Below are 15,551 nucleotides of genomic sequence, written 5' to 3' on the forward strand. Positions count from 1 at the left end.
GCCGGGGACACGGTTCGACGCGACCAAGGTCCCGGAGATCACGCTGTGGTTCTGGGTCGCGAAGCTGCTCACGACCGGCATGGGCGAGACGACGTGGGACTGGTCGGCGAACACGCTGGGCCCGGTGCCGGCGATCGTCCTGAGCGGCCTCGGATTCGTGGTGGCGGTGGCACTGCAACTGCGGCAGCGCTCCTACCGCCCGTGGGCCTACTGGTTCGCGGTGCTGATGGTGAGCGTGTTCGGGACGACATGCGCGGACGCCGTCCACGTCGTGCTCGGCCGTGCCGTACCCAGTGTCGACCGCGGCGTTCCTCGTGGCCGTGCTGGCCGCGTTCGGGATCTGGTTCCGGGTCGAGGGGACGCTCTCGATCCACAGCATCGACACCCGGCGTCGTGAGCTCTTCTACTGGACCGCGGTCATCCTGACCTTCGCGCTCGGCACCGCCCTCGGGGACCTGACCGCCACGACCTGGGGCCTCGGCTACGCCGCCTCGATCCTGCTGTTCGGCGTGCTCTTCCTGCTGCCGTTCCTGGTGCGGTGGGGGACCGGGGTCGGCGAGGTGGGCACCTTCTGGGTCGCGTACGTGATGACGCGACCGTTCGGGGCGTCGGTGGCCGACTGGGCCGGTGTCCCCCCGAGCCGGGGTGGCCTCGGGATCGGGACGGGTCCCGTGTCGGTGGTGGCGCTGTTGGCCATCGTCGCGGTCGTGCTCGGCCTGGAACGGGCGGCCCGGCGCCCGGCCGAGCCGTCGTGACCCTCAGTCGGCCGCGGTGGCGGAGACCAGGGCGCCGTTCGGGGTCTGCGGTTCTCCCGTCACGCGGTGGTGGGGGTGCGGGAGGGTGGGCAGCGGCTCCTTGCGAAGCCGCGCGGACTGCCACGCGACGCCGACGACCAGCAGGACGAGCAGCGTGGTGCTCGCGCCCAGCGTGCCCCACCCGAGGCCGCCCTCGTCGACGGGCTTGGTGAGGAAGTCGCCGCCCGCCGCACCGAGCGGGCGGGTCAGCACGAAGGCCGGCCAGAACAACAGCGCGGCCGGGAGCGCCGTCGTGTAGTGCGCACCGAGCAGGATCAGCAGGACCACCGCGACGAGGCACGCGGCGGCGAGGAACCCGAGACCGGTGTCGTCGGCGAGCCAGTCGCCGCTGGCGGTGCCCAGCGTGTTGGAGACGAGGATGGCGATCCAGTACTGGGCCTCGCCCTGCCGCGTGGCGATGTTCTCCACGTCGTAGGTCTGCCCCGTGCGCCACCAGACCAGGAAGACCGCGGCCAGCAGCGCGAGCAGGATCGTCATGCCCCAGCCGTAGCCGATGCCGTCGGCCGACGAGCTGGCGTGGCCGAGGTAGCCGCGGTCCATGCCGTCGGAGATCTCGGTCCCGACGGCGCTGGTCGAGAGCACCACCGCCCAGAACAGCCAGGGCCGGTACCGGTCCGCGCGCAACTGGGCCGTCACCAGGACCCCGAACACCGCCAGCAGCACCAGGGCGGTCACCAGGTAGCCGACACCCAGCGTGATCCCGAACTCGTCGCCCAAGGTCTCGCCGAGGGTCACAGCAAGGATCTTCAACACCCAGAACAGGGCGGTCACCTGCGGAAGCTTGCGCAGCACCCGCACGGTCACGTCGGCGCGTTCCATCGACTCCCCCGAGCCTCAACATCACGGTCGGCGAGATCGTGACCAGCAGGAGATGTGACCGTGATGTACCAGGAGGCCCAGGTCGTCACCCGATGCGGTGATCGCGGCGGTGGCGCCGGACGAACACGGCCACCGCGGTTCTCATCGTCGTCTCACGGGCGCCGAAGACGATTCCCCGGACCATCCACCGCGCACGGGCGGGCGTGCCCCGAGCCGCCCGCCCGTGCCCGTCCGCTTGTCCGGGAGCTCGTGACGTGCACCAGTTGAGTTGGCTCGAGGCCATCGTGATCGGCGCCCTGCAGGGCGTCTCGGAGCTCTTCCCGGTCTCGAGCCTGGGGCACAGCGTGCTGTTGCCGGCGGTGATCGGGGGGAGCTGGGCGCAGGACCTGGACGTGGGGGCGCCGGAATCGCCGTACCTGGCGTTCATCGTCGGCCTGCACGTGGCCACGGCCCTGGCGCTGATCGTGTTCTTCTGGCGCGACTGGGTCCGCATCGTCCGCGGGCTGGTCACCAGCATCGTGCGCCGGGAGGTCGTGAACTCCGAGCAGCGGCTGGCGTGGCTGCTCGTGCTGGGCACCATCCCCGTCGGGATCGTCGGGCTGCTGCTCGAGCACACCTTCCGCACCGTGCTCTCCCGCCCGGTCCCCACCGCGATCTTCCTGGTGGTCAACGGCCTGGTCCTGCTCGGCGCCGAGGCGTTGCGCCGGCGTGCCGTCGACGCCGCGCCCGTGGCCCGGGTCGGGGCGTCCACCGGGCACGGCGAGGTCGACCCGGCCGCGCGCACGGTGGTGATGCCGGCCGCGGGGGAGGCGACGTCCGGTGGGGAGGCCTCGGACCGGCGGCTGGCGGGGATGCCCGTGCTGCGCGCCGTGGGGATCGGGGCGGCGCAGATCGCGGCGCTGTGTCCGGGGATCAGCCGGTCGGGGGTGACGATGGCGACCGGGCTGCTGCGGGGGCTCTCCCACGAGGACGCCGCGCGGTTCTCGTTCCTGCTCTCGACACCGGTGATCCTGGCCGCGGGCGTGCTGAAGCTCGGGGACCTGGCGGGACCGCTCGGCGACGGGGTGCGCCCGCAGATCCTGGTGGGCAGCGTGCTCTCGTTCGTCGGCGCGTACCTCTCGGTCCGCTTCCTGACGCGGTACTTCGAGAACCGCTCGCTGCGCCCGTTCGGGATCTACTGCATCGCGGTCGGGGTCGCCTGCCTCATCTGGTTCGGCATCCGGTGATCGCCTCCCGCCACGGGCGTCTCGTCGCGTCGGTGGCGCTGCTCGCCGCCGCGCTCGCGGGCTGCGCCGCTGACCCGGCGGCCGCGTCGGGACCGATCGTGCCCTCGGTCCCGGGCGCGCTGCCCCGCCCCGACCACGTCGTGGTGGTCGTCTTCGAGAACAAGGACGACGAGCAGGTCGTCGGCTCGCCGCACGCGCCCTACCTGACGCAGCTGGCCCGCGAGGGCGCGAACCTCACCGACGCGCACGGCGAGACCCACCCGAGCCAGCCGAACTACCTGGCCCTGCTCTCCGGGTCCACCCAGGGGGTCGCGGACGACGCCTGCCCGCAGGACCTGGGTGCCTCCCCGACGCTGGCCAGCCAGCTGATCGGCGCCGGCCGGAGCTTCGCCGGGTACTCGGAGGGGTTGCCGGCCGCGGGCTTCACCGGCTGCCGGAGCCCGGACGGCCGGTACGCCCGCAAGCACGCGCCGTGGGTGGACTTCACCTCGGCCCCGCCGTCGGTGAACGTGCCGCTGAGCGCCCTCCCCGCCGACGACGCGGCCCTGCCCACCGTGGCCGTGGTCATCCCCGACATGTGCCACGACATGCACGACTGCCCGGTCCCGACGGGGGACGCCTGGGCCCGCGACCACCTCCAGGCGTACGTGCAGTGGGCCCGCACCCACGACAGCCTCCTGGTCGTCACCTTCGACGAGGACGACGGGAGCAGCCAGAACCACATCGCGACGATGCTGGTCGGCCCGATGGTCCGCGCCGGCGACGTACCGGTGCGCGCCGACCACTACACCCTGCTGCGCACCCTCGAGGACATGTACGGCCTGCCCCCGCTCGGGGCGGCCGCACACACCGCCCCCCTCACCGGCATCTGGCGCTGACCCTCTGAATCGTTCCGAGCAGTATCGCGAGGGGTCGCGGGCGCCTTCTTACCGTGTTCCGACCCGCACCACGTCGGCACTTCACCCCACTCGATCAACCTCACGTACGGCGCCGCCGACCGGCGGCGACCACGGACCACGAGGAAGGTGCTCGATGCCCTCGACCGGCACATCCACCCCCGCGCGGGTGTCGACGATGCTGAGCAAGGTCCCCGAGATCACCCTGATGTTCTGGGTGGCGAAGCTGCTCACCACGGGCATGGGCGAGACCACCTGGGACGCCCTGGACATCGCGTTCGACCAGTACATCGCGGTCGCGATCACCGGGACGCTGTTCGTGGCGTCGATGGTGATCCAGTTCGTGCGGCGCTCCTACAACGCGTGGGCCTACTGGTTCGCGATCGTCATGGTCAGCGTCTTCGGCACTACGGTGGCCGACCTGGTGCACAACGACCTCGGGGTGCCCTACACCGTCTCGACCTCGGTGCTGCTCGTGCTGGTCGGGCTCACCTTCGCGCTCTGGTACCGCGTCGAGGGGACGCTCTCGATCCACTCGATCACCACCCGGCGTCGGGAGGTCTTCTACTGGGCCGCGGTGCTGCTGACCTTCGCGCTGGGCACGGCGGCCGGTGACTGGACCGCCTCGACGCTGCACCTGGGGTACCTGCCCTCGGGCATCATGTTCGGGGTCCTGTTCCTGCTCCCCGCGATCGCCTACCGGTTCTTCGGGGCGAACGCGATCGCCTGCTTCTGGCTCTCCTACATCCTCACCCGCCCGTTCGGCGCCTCGTTCGCCGACTGGTTCGGTGGCCCTCCCGGCCGCGGCGGGCTCGCGCTGGGCATGGACCGGGTAGCCATCGTCATGACCGTGATCATCGTCGGCGTCATCGCCTACTTCGCGATCTCGAAGGTGGACCGCCCGGGCTCCCCGGACGCCGACACCGTCGGCCTCGGGGCGAGCGCCCGATGACGACCGCGGTCCCGACGCGGCCCGCCCCGGCGTTCGTGACGGGGCTGCGCCACCACGGCGGCCGGACCGCGCTGATCGGCGGCTCCGAGCAGCTCACCTACACGGCGCTGGCCGACCGCGTCGACGACGCCGCGGCCGCGCTGGCCGGGACCCGCCGGCTGGTCCTCGTCCCGGCCACGGCGACCGTCGCCGGGATGGTCGGCTACCTCGGGGCGCTGGCCGCCGGCCACGTGGTCCTGCTCGCCCCGGCCGGGGACCCCGACACCGCCGCCGCGCTGCGGCGCAGCTGGGACCCCGACGTCGTCCTCGGTGCGGACGCGACGGTGCTCGAGGCCCGCGACGCGTCCCGCCACGACCTGCACCCCGACCTCGCCCTGCTGATGGCGACGTCGGGCTCGACCGGCTCGCCGCGGCTGGTCCGGCTCTCGCGGGCCTCGCTGGAGGCCAACGCGGCGGCCATCGCCGACTCCCTCGACATCGAGGCGACCGACCGCGCGGTCACGACGTTGCCGTGGCACTACTGCTACGGCCTCTCCGTCGTGCACTCCAACCTGCTGTCCGGGGCGGCGGTGCTGCTCACCGACGCCTCGGTGACCGACCCGGGCTTCTGGGAGCTGGTCGGCGAGCACCGGGCGACGAGCCTGCACGGGGTGCCGCACACGTTCGCGCTGCTCGACCGCGTGGGGTTCGACGCGATGGAGCTCCCGCACCTGCGCTACGTCACCCAGGCCGGCGGGCGGCTCGAGCCGGCGCAGGTCCGGCGGTGGGCGGGCCTCGGCGCCGCGCAGGGCTGGCGGTTCGTGGTGATGTACGGCCAGACCGAGGCCACCGCGCGGATGGCCTCCCTGCCGCCGGAGCTCGCCGCGGAGGCGCCTGAGGCGATCGGCGTGCCGATCCCGGGCGGCGCGCTGCGCGTCGACGACCCGGACGCCGACGGCGTCGGCGAGCTGGTCTACGCCGGGCCGAACGTCATGCTCGGCTACGCCCACACCGCGTCCGACCTCGCGCTCGGGCGCACCGTGACCGAGCTGCGCACCGGTGACCTGGGCCGGCAGCGCCCGGACGGGCTCTTCCAGGTCACCGGGCGCCGCTCCCGCTTCACCAAGCCCTTCGGGGTCCGCGTCGACCTCGACGCCACCGAGACGCTGCTCGCCGGCGAGGGGCTGATGGCGGCGGTCACCGGCGACGACATTCGGCTGGTCGTCGCCGTCGAGCGTCCCGACGACGGGTCGGACCCGACGGCGGCCGTGCTCGCGCTGCTGACGACGAGGCTGCACCTGCCCGAGGCGGTCGTCGCGGCCGTCGTCGTCGACGCCCTCCCGCGCCGCGCCAACGGCAAGCTCGACCACCCCGCGGTCGCCGCCCTCGTGCCGTCCGCCCCCCCGCGCGACAGCTGGGTGGCGCGGCTGCGGGCGCGGGCCACGCGCCGGGCGGCACCCCCGACGGTGCGCGAGATCTTCGCCCGGACGTTCCCGGGCCAGGTCCTCGACGACGAGGCGTCGTTCGTCGACCTCGGCGGCGACTCGCTGACCTACGTGGGGGTCTCCGCCGACCTCGAGCGCGCCCTCGGGCAGCTCCCCGAGCGGTGGGACACCGTGCCGCTGGGCGAGCTCGCCTCCCGCGCCCCCGCGCCGCGCTCGCGCTGGGCGCGGGTCGAGGCGGTCGTCGTGCTCCGCGCCCTCGCGATCGTGCTGGTCGTCGGCGAGCACGACCACCTCTGGAACTGGCTCGGCGGCGCGCACCTGCTGCTCGCGATGGCCGGCTGGACCTTCTCCCGGTTCGTCCTCGCCGGACCCGACCGGGACGAGGGCGCCGGCCTCCCGCGACGGATCCTCCGCTCGACCGCGCTCATCGCCGTGCCCAGCTCCCTGTGGATCCTGCTGCGGTCGATGATGACCAGCTCCGTGCAGCACCAGGACGCCCTGTTGCTCGGGTCGGTGTTCCACCCGCTGGTGCAGGGCTACTGGTTCGTCGACTCCCTGGTCCAGATCCTCGTCGGCGCGGCCCTGCTGTTCGCGGTCCCCGCGGTGCGCCGGTTCGAGCGCCGGCACCGCTTCGGGCTCCCCGCGCTCGTGCTGGCCGCCTCCCTCGCGCTGTGGCTGGTGCCCAGCTACGACCGGACCGTCCCCTCCGACCTCTACAGCACCCACCTCGTGCTCTGGCTGTTCGCGCTCGGCTGGATGCTGCAGCGCGCGGTGACGCCGGCGCAGCGCTGGGCCACCGCCGCGGCGACCCTGGTGCTCGTGCCCGCCTTCTTCGGGGCCGAGTACGAGCGGGCGGCGATCGTCGCGGGCGGGCTGCTGGTGCTGCTGTGCGTCGCCCGGATCGCGGTGCCCCGTCCGCTCGTCGCGCCGATCACCGCGATCGCCGGGGCGTCGCTGGGCATCTACCTGACCCACTTCGCGCTGCTGCCCCTCGCCGACGTCGGGGTGCCCCCGGCCGTGCTCGTCCTGCTCGGGCTCGCGCTGGGCATCGTCGTGTGGCGGCTCGGCACCGCCGCGGTCCGGCAGGTGGTGCGCGCGCTGGCGCGACGCGGCCTGGTCACCGCGGCGCCGTCGACCGCGCCGTGCTGACGGCGCCTCCCCGGGGTCGTCGCAACGCGTGGACGGACCTGCTGCGGGTCGCGTCGCTGCTGATGGTGGTGCTCTACCACGCGACCTGGATCGGGCCGCTGGTCTACCCGCAGTTCGCCGCCCGGCAGTTCGTCTTCGGCCACCAGATCGGGGCGAGCCTGCTGCTGGTGCTCTCCGCGTCCCTCGCCGCGGCGTCGCTCGCCGATCCCGCCCGCGCGACCGTGCGGTGGTGGTTCTCGCGGATCGCGCGGCTGCTGCCCGGGTTCGTGGTCGGCACGCTCGCCGCGACCCTCGCGCTGGACTGGCTCGCCCCCGCGGGCATGTACCGGGCGGGCATCGGCGACCTGCTCGCCAACCTCGCCATGCTCTGGAACTGGAACGGCTACCACCACTGGGACTACGTCGACGGCTCGTACTGGACGCTGCCGCTGCAGCTCGCGGCGTTCACGCTGGCGCCGTGGGTGCGTCGCACGCGCCTCGGACACGGCCGGGGCCTGCGGGTGCTGCTGTGGGCCGCGGTGCTCGTGCCGCTGGCCCAGTGGCCGCTGGCCCAGTCCGCGGGCGGCCTGTACGACTCGGTCGTCGACGGGTGCGGCCTCTACCGCTGGCACCTGTTCGCCGCCGGCGTCGCCGCCTACCTGGTCAGCACCGGACGGCTGCGGCGCGGGCACGGGCTCGCCCTGCTCGCGTGCTGCGTGGCCGCGCACGCCGTCCAGAACGGGTGGTGGTCGTCGACGGCGGGGCTGGTCACCGACCCCTGGTCGGTGCTCGGGGTCGGCCTCGGCATCGTCGGGCTCCTCCTCGCCGCCCGGCTGGGGGACCGGGGCGTCGAGCCGCCGCGGATCGTCGCGCGGGTCGCCCGGCGTCTCGCCGGCATCTCCTTCGGCGTGTACCTCGTGCACCAGACCCTGGGCTACGTCCTCATGCTGCGCCTGCAGGAGTGGTTCGGCGCCGGCCCCGGGGTGCAGACGGTCGCGATGGTGGTCCAGGCGGTGCTGCTCGGCGCGGCCATGACCCGGTGGGTGGAACGGCCGGCGCACCGGGCGCTGATGCGGGCCTTCGACACGCGCCGGCGACCCCGCCGAACGACACTGTCCGTGCCGGAGCCGGCACCCGCTCCCCGCGAGCTGGTGGGCGCGTCGGCGGCGGGCTGACCCGCGCTCTCACCGGCACCACATCGACGACCCCGGAGGCTGTCCCGTCGTGTCCCCGCCCGACGTCGTCCTCCCACGCCCGGGCGCCACGGCCGGCGCCGTGCTGCTCGCCGCCGCGGTGCTCGCGGTCCTCTGGGTCGGGGTGGCCACCGGCTCGCTGCTGGCCGCCCTGGACCCGGCGATCGACGCCTGGATGGTCGCGGTCCGGCCCGCGGGCGCGGTGACGACGGCGATCGTCGCCAGCGAGGTCGGTCAGCCGGCGGTCGTGATCGGGGTCCTCGTGGTGGTCGCGGGCGCGCTCGGGTGGCGGTCCCGGTCCTGGGCGCCGGTCGTGATCGCGGCGGGCGGGCTGGTGCTGCTCGGCCTGGCCGACCACGGCGTCAAGGCGATCGTCGCCCGGCCCCGCCCGCCCCTGGTGTGGCACGCGATGCCGGCCCAGGGGCTGTCGTTCCCGTCCGGCCACTCGCTCTGGTCGGCGGGGACGATGCTGCTGATCGTGGTGCTGGTCGGGCCCGTCCGGCGGCGCTGGGTCGTGGTGGCGGCCGCCGTGCTCGTCGTCGTGGTCGTCAGCGGGTCGCGCGTCGTGGCCGGCGTGCACTATCCCAGTGACGTCCTCGCCGGCTGGACCCTCGCCGTCGTCGCGGACGGGCTCGTCCTGCTCGCGGCCGGGGCCGTCACCCGTCGGGTGTCCCGGGTCCGGCCGCGCGAGCAGCCACGGTCCTAACCTGACCCCATGTCCTCGGTGATGGAGGGTGGCGGGCACTACAACGCCCACGCGTCGGCCCAGGCGGCCGCCGCCACGTTCGGCCTCGACGTCGTCGCCGCGGCCGCGGCGACCGCTCCCGTCGGTCCGGGCAGCGCCGTCGTCGTGGCCGACTACGGCGCCTCGGAGGGCCGGAACTCGCTGGCGCCCGTCGGCGTCGTCGTCGACGCCGTCCGGCGGGTCCACGGCGAGCAGCAGCCGGTGTGGGTGTTCCACACCGACCTGCCGGACAACGACTTCGCGTCGCTCTTCCGGACCGTCGCGGACGACCCCCACAGCTACCGGCGGCCCGGCGTGTACCCGGCGGCGGTCGGCGGCTCCTTCTACGAGCAGCTGTTCCCGGCCGGGTCGGTCGGTCTGGGCTGGAGCTCGATCGCCGTGCACTGGCTCAGCGCGGCACCCGGCCCGCTCGACGGGTTCTGGTTCACGACCGCGACCGCGGTCCAGTACGAGGTCTGGGCCCGGGCGGGCGCGGCCGACTGGTCGGCCTTCCTGACGGCGAGGGCCGCCGAGATGCTGCCCGGCGCCCGGCTCGTGGTCGTCGTGGGCGCCGCCCACGGCGACGGACCCACCCGCCGGTCCGGCGCCGAACGGTCCATGGACGAGGTCGCCCGCGGCGTGCAGGCCCTCGTCGAGCGCGGCCTCGTCACCGACGCCGAACGGGCCGCGATGGTGATACCGGCGTGGTACCGCACCGAGGCCGAGTGGCGAGCCCCGTTCGGCGCCGGGTCCGACCTGGTGCTCGAGCAGCTCGAGCTCGTCGACATCGGCGACCCGCTGTGGCGCCAGACCCGCGACGACCCCGCCGCCTACCCCGCCACCGTCGCCGCCGCTCTCCGGGTGTCGTTCGGCCCGTCGCTGCTGGCCGGGCTCGACCCGGACCGGCGCGCGACGGTCGCCGCCGAGCTCTTCGACGGGCACCTCGCCCGGGCGATCGCCGCGCAGCCGCCCGAGCCCTGGTTCGACTGGCGGCTCGCCGTCCTGGAGATCGCCAAGCCCCGGTGAGGGCGTGGGTGACTCATCGGGCGTACACGCAGCGCTCGTAGCGTCGATGTCCGTCGCCGGTCACCGGGCGCGCGGAGGCCCACGGTTCTTACCCAGCTCCGACCTGCAGCACGTCGCCGCTTCACCCGTGGAGATCACCGTGGAGTCGCCCCGGCCGGTGCCCACTCCGTCCACGGCGCCCCACCTCGGAGGTCATCACCGTGTCACCGTCGCTCGCGCTCGACGTCCCGCAGCGGCGGCTCGTGCCGCTCGTCGTGGCAGGGTCGTCGGGAGGCAGCGTGCCGCTCGCCTTGGGCGGACGTGTCCTGGTCGTCAGCGCGACCGTCGGCCAGGGCCACGAAGGGGCGGCCCGTGAACTGGCAGGTCGGCTGCGCGCTCGCGGCGTCGACGTCACGGTCCGCGATCACCTCGACGCCCTGCCCGGCGTCGCCCGCCGCATCCTGCGTGACCTCTATCAGCCGACGGTGCAGTACGCCCCCGCGCTGTTCGACACGCTCTTCCACGGACTCGAGCACGACGGGCCGCTCCGGCGGACCGTCGACGCCGTGTGCCGGTGGGCCGAACCGGAGGTCGAGCGCTGGGCCGCGGAAGCCGACGTCGTCGTCACCACCTACCCGCTCGCCGGGCAGACCCTCGGCGCCCTGCGCGAGCAGGGCCGCATCACGGTCCCGACGATGACGTACCTGACCGACCCCGCCGCCCACGCGACCTGGTGCCATCCCGCCGTCGACCACCACCTGACCGTCACGCGGGCCACCGCCCTGGACGCCCGGCGCTACGGCGTCCGCTCCCGGGCCGTCGGGCCGCTGTGCTCGCCGGCGTTCACGCATCCCGGCGAGACCCGCGGGGCGGTGCGCGCCGGGCTCGGCCTGCCCGCGGAAGCGCCGGTCGCGCTGATCAGCGCCGGGTCGCTCGGGATGGGCGCGGTCCCGCAGACGGTGCGCGACCTCCTCACCCATCCGCGGCTGCGGGTCGTGGTGCTCTGCGGACGCAACGCCGGGCTGCGCCGGCGCCTCGGGCGCGACCCGCGGGTCGTGGCGCTCGGGTGGCGCGACGACGTGGCCGCCCTGATGGGGGCCGCCGACGTGCTGGTCCACAACGCCGGCGGGCTCTCCCTGACCGAGGCCCTCGCGGCGGGGCTCCCCGCGATCACCTACCGGCCCATCGCCGGTCACGGCCGCGCGAACGCCGCGGTGCTCGACCGCGCGGGGATCGCGCCGTGGCCGCACGGGGCGGCCGAGCTCGTCCACGCCGTGGACACCGTGATCGGCGAGCCGGGCCGCCGTCGCCGGCGGTGGTGGCCGGCCGGCGCCGACCCGGCGGCCGCCGTCCAGGACGTGCTCGCGGGGCAGCGCCCCGCGCCCGCCCCGACGGGCGCCGCGTCGTGAGCGGCTCGCTGCCCGCGGCACTGTGCGCCGTCGCGGCCGCGAGCGTGCTCGGGACGGCGACGGTCGCGCAGCGGCGGGGGATGGACGGCGACGGGTCGGGCCACCTGGTCGCCGGCCTGGTGCGCAGCCGCTGGTGGTGGGCCGGGACGGCCGCCTCCGTGGGCGGGCTGGGCCTGCAGTTCCTCGCCCTGGCGATCGGCCCGCTGATCGTGGTGCAGACGGTCATGGCGGTGAGCATCGTGGTCACCGCACTGGCCGAGGCGGTCCTCCTGCGACGACGGCCCACGCCTCGCCGGTGGGCGGGCATGGCCCTCACCGCCGCGGGCCTGGCCGTCGTCCTGCTCGCCCTGGCCCCGAGCGCCTCCTCGCTCGTCGTGGTCCCGTCGGCGACGTCGATCATCGCCGTCACCGCGGGCGCGCTCGTCGTCGCGGCGGTCGCGGCATGGCACGCCCGTGTCGCCGCGGCCGGCGGCCTCGCGCTCGCCGCGGCCACCGGTCTCGGGTACGGCGTCACCGCGATCGCGCAGAAGACCGTCGGTGCCGAGCTCGCGCACGGCCCCGTCGCCGTGCTCGTCCATCCCGCCCTGTGGGCGGCGCTCACCGTCGGACCGCTCTCGGTCCTGCTGAGCCAGCACGCCCTGCGCCGGGCCCGGTCGGTCGCCACGGCCGTCTCCGTCATCGTCGTGATCGACCCGCTCGTCGGGCTGCTTGCCGGGACGGTGTGGTTCGGCGAGCACGTGGTCCTGACCCCGTGGTCGGCGTCCGCCGCGGTCGCGGCCGGCGTTGCGGTCGTCATGGGGATCGTGCTCAGCCACACCGAGGGTCGGCCACCCGAGACGGGCCGGGGCTCCTCCGGTGGGGTGCCCGCGCCGGGCTGGGCGGCTCGAGCCGTCGCGTGAGCGGCGCCTCCGTCACCGTCGGGTGGGGCCTGGCCGCCGCCCTGGTCCTGCTCGTCGGCGTCGCGGTGACGGTCTCGCTCGTCGGACGGTTCGGGATCTCGAGGACCCTCGTGATCGCCGCGGCCCGGGCCGTGGTCCAGCTCGCGCTGGTCGCGAGCGTCATCGTGGCCGTCGTGCGGTCGTGGTGGCTCACCGCCGCGTTCGTCCTCGTCATGCTGGCCGTCGCGTCCTGGACGTCGGCCCGGCGGATGACCCCGAGCCGTAGCGGGGTGCTCGCGGCGGTCGCCATCACGGCGGGGGTGGTCCCCGTGCTCGCGGTGACTCTGCTCAGCGGTGCGGTGCCCCTCACGGGCATCTCGGTCGTGCCCGTGGCCGGCATCGTCATCGGGGGTGCGATGACCGCGACGTCCCAGGGCGGCCGCCGCGCGCTCGACGACCTCGACGCCCACCGCGACCAGTACGAAGCAGGCCTCGCCCTCGGCGGCCGCCGACGCGACGCCGCGATGCTCGTGTGCCGCCCGGCCGCGACCCAGGCCCTGGTGCCGCCGATGGACCAGACCCGCACCGTCGGGCTGGTCACCCTGCCCGGGGCCTTCGTCGGCGTGCTGATCGGCAGCGGCAACCCGGTGCAGGCCGCGGCGGCGCAGGTGCTCGTCCTCATCGGCCTGCTCGCCGCCGAGTCCGTCGCGGTCGCGGTCGTCCTCGAGCTCGTCGCCCGCGGCGCGATCACCCGCGCACCCGCGCGGTCGGCGTCGGCCGGCTGACCCGGTCACGTTCCGGGGACGTCGCGACCGTCCTCATCCCGGCTACACGAACCACACCTACCGTCGTCCCCGTGCGGGTGCTGGTGGTCGAGGACGAGGTGCGGATGGCCGCGCTGATCCGTCGCGGGCTCGAGGAGGACGGGTACGCCGTCGATGTCGCGACCAACGGGCCCGACGGCCTGTGGCAGGCCCGGGAGTTCGGCTACGACGCGATCGTGCTCGACGTGATGCTCCCCGGGGCGGACGGGTTCACGGTGTGCCGGCAGCTGCGGGAGTCGGGCCGGTGGTCGCCGATCCTCATGCTGACCGCCCGCGACGCCGTCGACGACCGGATCCGGGGACTCGACGCCGGGGCCGACGACTACCTGACCAAGCCGTTCAGCTTCGGCGAGCTCGCCGCCCGGGTCCGCGCGCTCATCCGCCGGGGCGGGGGCGACCGCCCCACCGTGCTGCGGGTCGGTGCGCTGACGCTCGACCCCGCGAGCCGGCGGGCGTGGCGGGGCGACGACGAGCTCACGCTCTCGACCAAGGAGTTCTCGCTGCTCGAGCTCTTCCTGCGACACCCGGACCGGGTGCTGTCGCGCACGATGATCCTCGAGCACGTGTGGGACTTCGCCTACGACGGCGTCTCCAACATCGTCGACCAGTACGTGTCCTACCTCCGCCGCAAGATCGACAAGCCGTACGGCAGCGAGCTGCTGGAGACGGTGCGCGGGGCGGGGTACCGCCTGCGGGTCGCGGACGCCGACCGCTCCGCGCCCGCCCCCTGATCCCGGGAGGAGCACCCGATGCCGTTGCGCGTCCGCCTGGCGCTGGGCTTCGCCCTCGGCACCGGCCTCCTGATCGCGGTCGTCGGGCTGGGGTTCGTGCTCCAGCTGCGGGCCAGCCTCTACGCCACGCTCGACGTCGGGCTCTCCAGCCGCGCCTCCACCCTCGCCGAGCAGTACACGGCCGGGGGCCTGCCCGCGCTGCAGACGAACCGCGACGAGGAGCCGATGCAGGTCCTGACCGCCGACGGCCGGGTGGTCGCCAGCTCACCCGACCTGGCCGGCACCTCGGTGCTGCGGGCCCGCGAGCTGTCCGCCGTGCTCGCCCGCCGCGTCGACGGGGCCGGCCCGCTGGGCTTCACGGCCGGGGACGAGGACCAGCGCACCCGGTACCTGGCCACCGTGCTCTCCGACCGCGACGGGCTGGTGCTCGTCGTGGGGACGGGCACCGAGATCGCCGACACCGCCGACGAGCACGTCGACACCGGGCTGCTCGTGCTCGGGCCCGTCGCGGTCGTCGCCGCCGGTCTCGGGGCCTGGTGGCTCTCCGGCGCCGCGCTGCGCCCGGTCGAGCGGATGCGGCGGCAGAGCGCCGACCTCGCCCACCACGACGACGGCACCCATCTCGCCGTGCCACGCACCCGCGACGAGATCGCGTCGCTGGCCGCGACGCTGAACGAGCTGCTCGACCGGCAGCGGCAGGCCCTGGCCCAGGAACGCCAGGCGCTCGAGCGCGAGCGCGGCTTCGTCGCCGACGCCGGCCACGAGCTCCGGACACCCCTGGCCACCCTGCGCGCGGAGCTCGAGCTCGCCGGACGGCCGGGACGCGACCGGGAGGAGCTCGCCGACGCGGTCGCGTCCGCCGCCGGCGAGACCGACCGGGTGATCCGGCTGGCCGACGACCTGCTCACCCTCGCCCGCGCCGACGGCACCGAGGGCTTCCTGCGCCGCCGTCCGACCGACCTGTCCGCCGTCGCCGCGGCGGCGGCCCGGGCGGCGTCCGCGGTCGGCGACGTCCGGGACGTCGACGTCGTCGTCGAGTCCCCGCCCCACCTCGAGGCCGAGGTCGACCCCGACCGGCTGCGGCAGGCGCTGGACAACCTGCTCGCGAACGCGCTCCGCCACAGTCCCGAGCACGGCGTCGTCACCCTGACGCTCACCCGCACCGGCGGCCGTGCGGTGTTCACCGTCGCCGACGACGGGCCGGGCTTCCCCGAGGACTTCCTGCCCCACGCCTTCGAGCGGTTCCGGCGTGCCGACACCGCCCGTGCCCGCGCCGACGGGGGGAGCGGGCTCGGGCTGAGCATCGTCGAGACGATCACCCACGCGCACCGCGGCCGGGTGCGGGCCGCGAACCGCCCCGAGGGCGGAGCCGTCGTCGAGATCGACCTGCCGGTGCCCGGCGGTGCCGCCGACGTCGGGACGCCCGGCGCCGTGGTGTCGCGATCGTCGCCCCCGGACTGATCGCCTCGGCCGGGCCCGCCCCACACGTCACCGGGGCGAGGGGCACGTCAGGCGTCCCCGGGGCCG

15 protein-coding genes are annotated in these 15,551 nt (G+C 75.0%); 14 read left to right on the forward strand and 1 reads right to left on the reverse strand.

From position 1 onward, the window contains the following. Nucleotides 1–79 precede the first annotated feature (79 nt). Nucleotides 80–397: a hypothetical protein gene (locus HH311_RS32125; protein ID WP_248292997.1), complete on the forward strand. Its 318-nt coding sequence runs from the start codon at nt 80–82 to the stop codon at nt 395–397. Continuing rightward, nucleotides 282–755: a hypothetical protein gene (locus HH311_RS33535; RefSeq protein ID WP_312030354.1), complete on the forward strand. Its 474-nt coding sequence runs from the start codon at nt 282–284 to the stop codon at nt 753–755. The genes HH311_RS32125 and HH311_RS33535 overlap by 116 nt, the downstream gene beginning before the upstream one ends. Before the next feature lie 3 nt (nt 756–758). On the opposite strand, the gene HH311_RS23500 is transcribed toward HH311_RS33535, so the two are convergent. Then, nucleotides 759–1,634, reverse strand: a complete 876-nt coding sequence (locus tag HH311_RS23500) for a hypothetical protein (protein ID WP_211190679.1) — start codon at nt 1,632–1,634, stop codon at nt 759–761. 254 nt (nt 1,635–1,888) lie between these two features. On the opposite strand from HH311_RS23500, the gene HH311_RS23505 reads away from it, so the two are divergent. The 12 genes from HH311_RS23505 to HH311_RS23560 all read left to right on the forward strand — a co-directional run bounded on the left by HH311_RS23505 (nt 1,889) and on the right by HH311_RS23560 (nt 15,485). Beyond that, the gene (locus HH311_RS23505; protein WP_169186113.1) at nt 1,889–2,860 is read left to right on the forward strand and encodes an undecaprenyl-diphosphate phosphatase; all 972 of its coding nucleotides are present in this window, start codon (nt 1,889–1,891) and stop codon (nt 2,858–2,860) included. After that, on the forward strand, nt 2,857–3,738 hold the full coding sequence (locus tag HH311_RS23510) for an alkaline phosphatase family protein (RefSeq protein ID WP_312030355.1): 882 nt from the start codon (nt 2,857–2,859) through the stop codon (nt 3,736–3,738). The genes HH311_RS23505 and HH311_RS23510 overlap by 4 nt, the downstream gene beginning before the upstream one ends. A 154-nt stretch (nt 3,739–3,892) precedes the next feature. Continuing rightward, complete coding sequence (locus tag HH311_RS23515) at nt 3,893–4,708, forward strand: hypothetical protein (protein ID WP_169186114.1); 816 nt, start codon at nt 3,893–3,895, stop codon at nt 4,706–4,708. After that, complete coding sequence (locus HH311_RS23520) at nt 4,705–7,281, forward strand: AMP-binding protein (RefSeq protein ID WP_169186115.1); 2,577 nt, start codon at nt 4,705–4,707, stop codon at nt 7,279–7,281. Before HH311_RS23515 ends, HH311_RS23520 begins: the two co-directional genes overlap by 4 nt. Beyond that, nucleotides 7,275–8,435, forward strand: coding sequence for an acyltransferase (locus HH311_RS23525; RefSeq protein ID WP_312030356.1), 1,161 nt, complete (start codon nt 7,275–7,277; stop codon nt 8,433–8,435). The genes HH311_RS23520 and HH311_RS23525 overlap by 7 nt, the downstream gene beginning before the upstream one ends. Before the next feature lie 49 nt (nt 8,436–8,484). Then, a complete protein-coding gene (locus HH311_RS23530) occupies nt 8,485–9,159 on the forward strand; it encodes a phosphatase PAP2 family protein (RefSeq protein ID WP_169186116.1) in 675 nt (224 codons plus the stop codon). A gap of 9 nt (nt 9,160–9,168) precedes the next feature. After that, nucleotides 9,169–10,203, forward strand: coding sequence for a hypothetical protein (locus HH311_RS23535; protein WP_169186117.1), 1,035 nt, complete (start codon nt 9,169–9,171; stop codon nt 10,201–10,203). Nucleotides 10,204–10,403: 200 nt separating this feature from the next. Then, nucleotides 10,404–11,591, forward strand: coding sequence for an MGDG synthase family glycosyltransferase (locus HH311_RS23540; RefSeq protein WP_312030357.1), 1,188 nt, complete (start codon nt 10,404–10,406; stop codon nt 11,589–11,591). Then, nucleotides 11,588–12,490, forward strand: a complete 903-nt coding sequence (locus HH311_RS23545; protein WP_169186118.1) for a DMT family transporter — start codon at nt 11,588–11,590, stop codon at nt 12,488–12,490. The genes HH311_RS23540 and HH311_RS23545 overlap by 4 nt, the downstream gene beginning before the upstream one ends. Further along, nucleotides 12,487–13,254, forward strand: a complete 768-nt coding sequence (locus HH311_RS23550) for an ABC transporter permease (protein ID WP_169186119.1) — start codon at nt 12,487–12,489, stop codon at nt 13,252–13,254. The genes HH311_RS23545 and HH311_RS23550 overlap by 4 nt, the downstream gene beginning before the upstream one ends. Nucleotides 13,255–13,325: 71 nt before the next feature. Continuing rightward, nucleotides 13,326–14,024: a response regulator transcription factor gene (locus HH311_RS23555; protein ID WP_169186120.1), complete on the forward strand. Its 699-nt coding sequence runs from the start codon at nt 13,326–13,328 to the stop codon at nt 14,022–14,024. An 18-nt stretch (nt 14,025–14,042) separates the two neighbouring features. After that, the gene (locus HH311_RS23560) at nt 14,043–15,485 is read left to right on the forward strand and encodes a cell wall metabolism sensor histidine kinase WalK (RefSeq protein WP_169186121.1); all 1,443 of its coding nucleotides are present in this window, start codon (nt 14,043–14,045) and stop codon (nt 15,483–15,485) included. The last annotated feature ends 66 nt before the right edge of the window (nt 15,486–15,551 follow it).

Source organism: Actinomycetospora sp. TBRC 11914, assembly GCF_012933465.1.
Lineage (GTDB): Bacteria > Actinomycetota > Actinomycetes > Mycobacteriales > Pseudonocardiaceae > Actinomycetospora.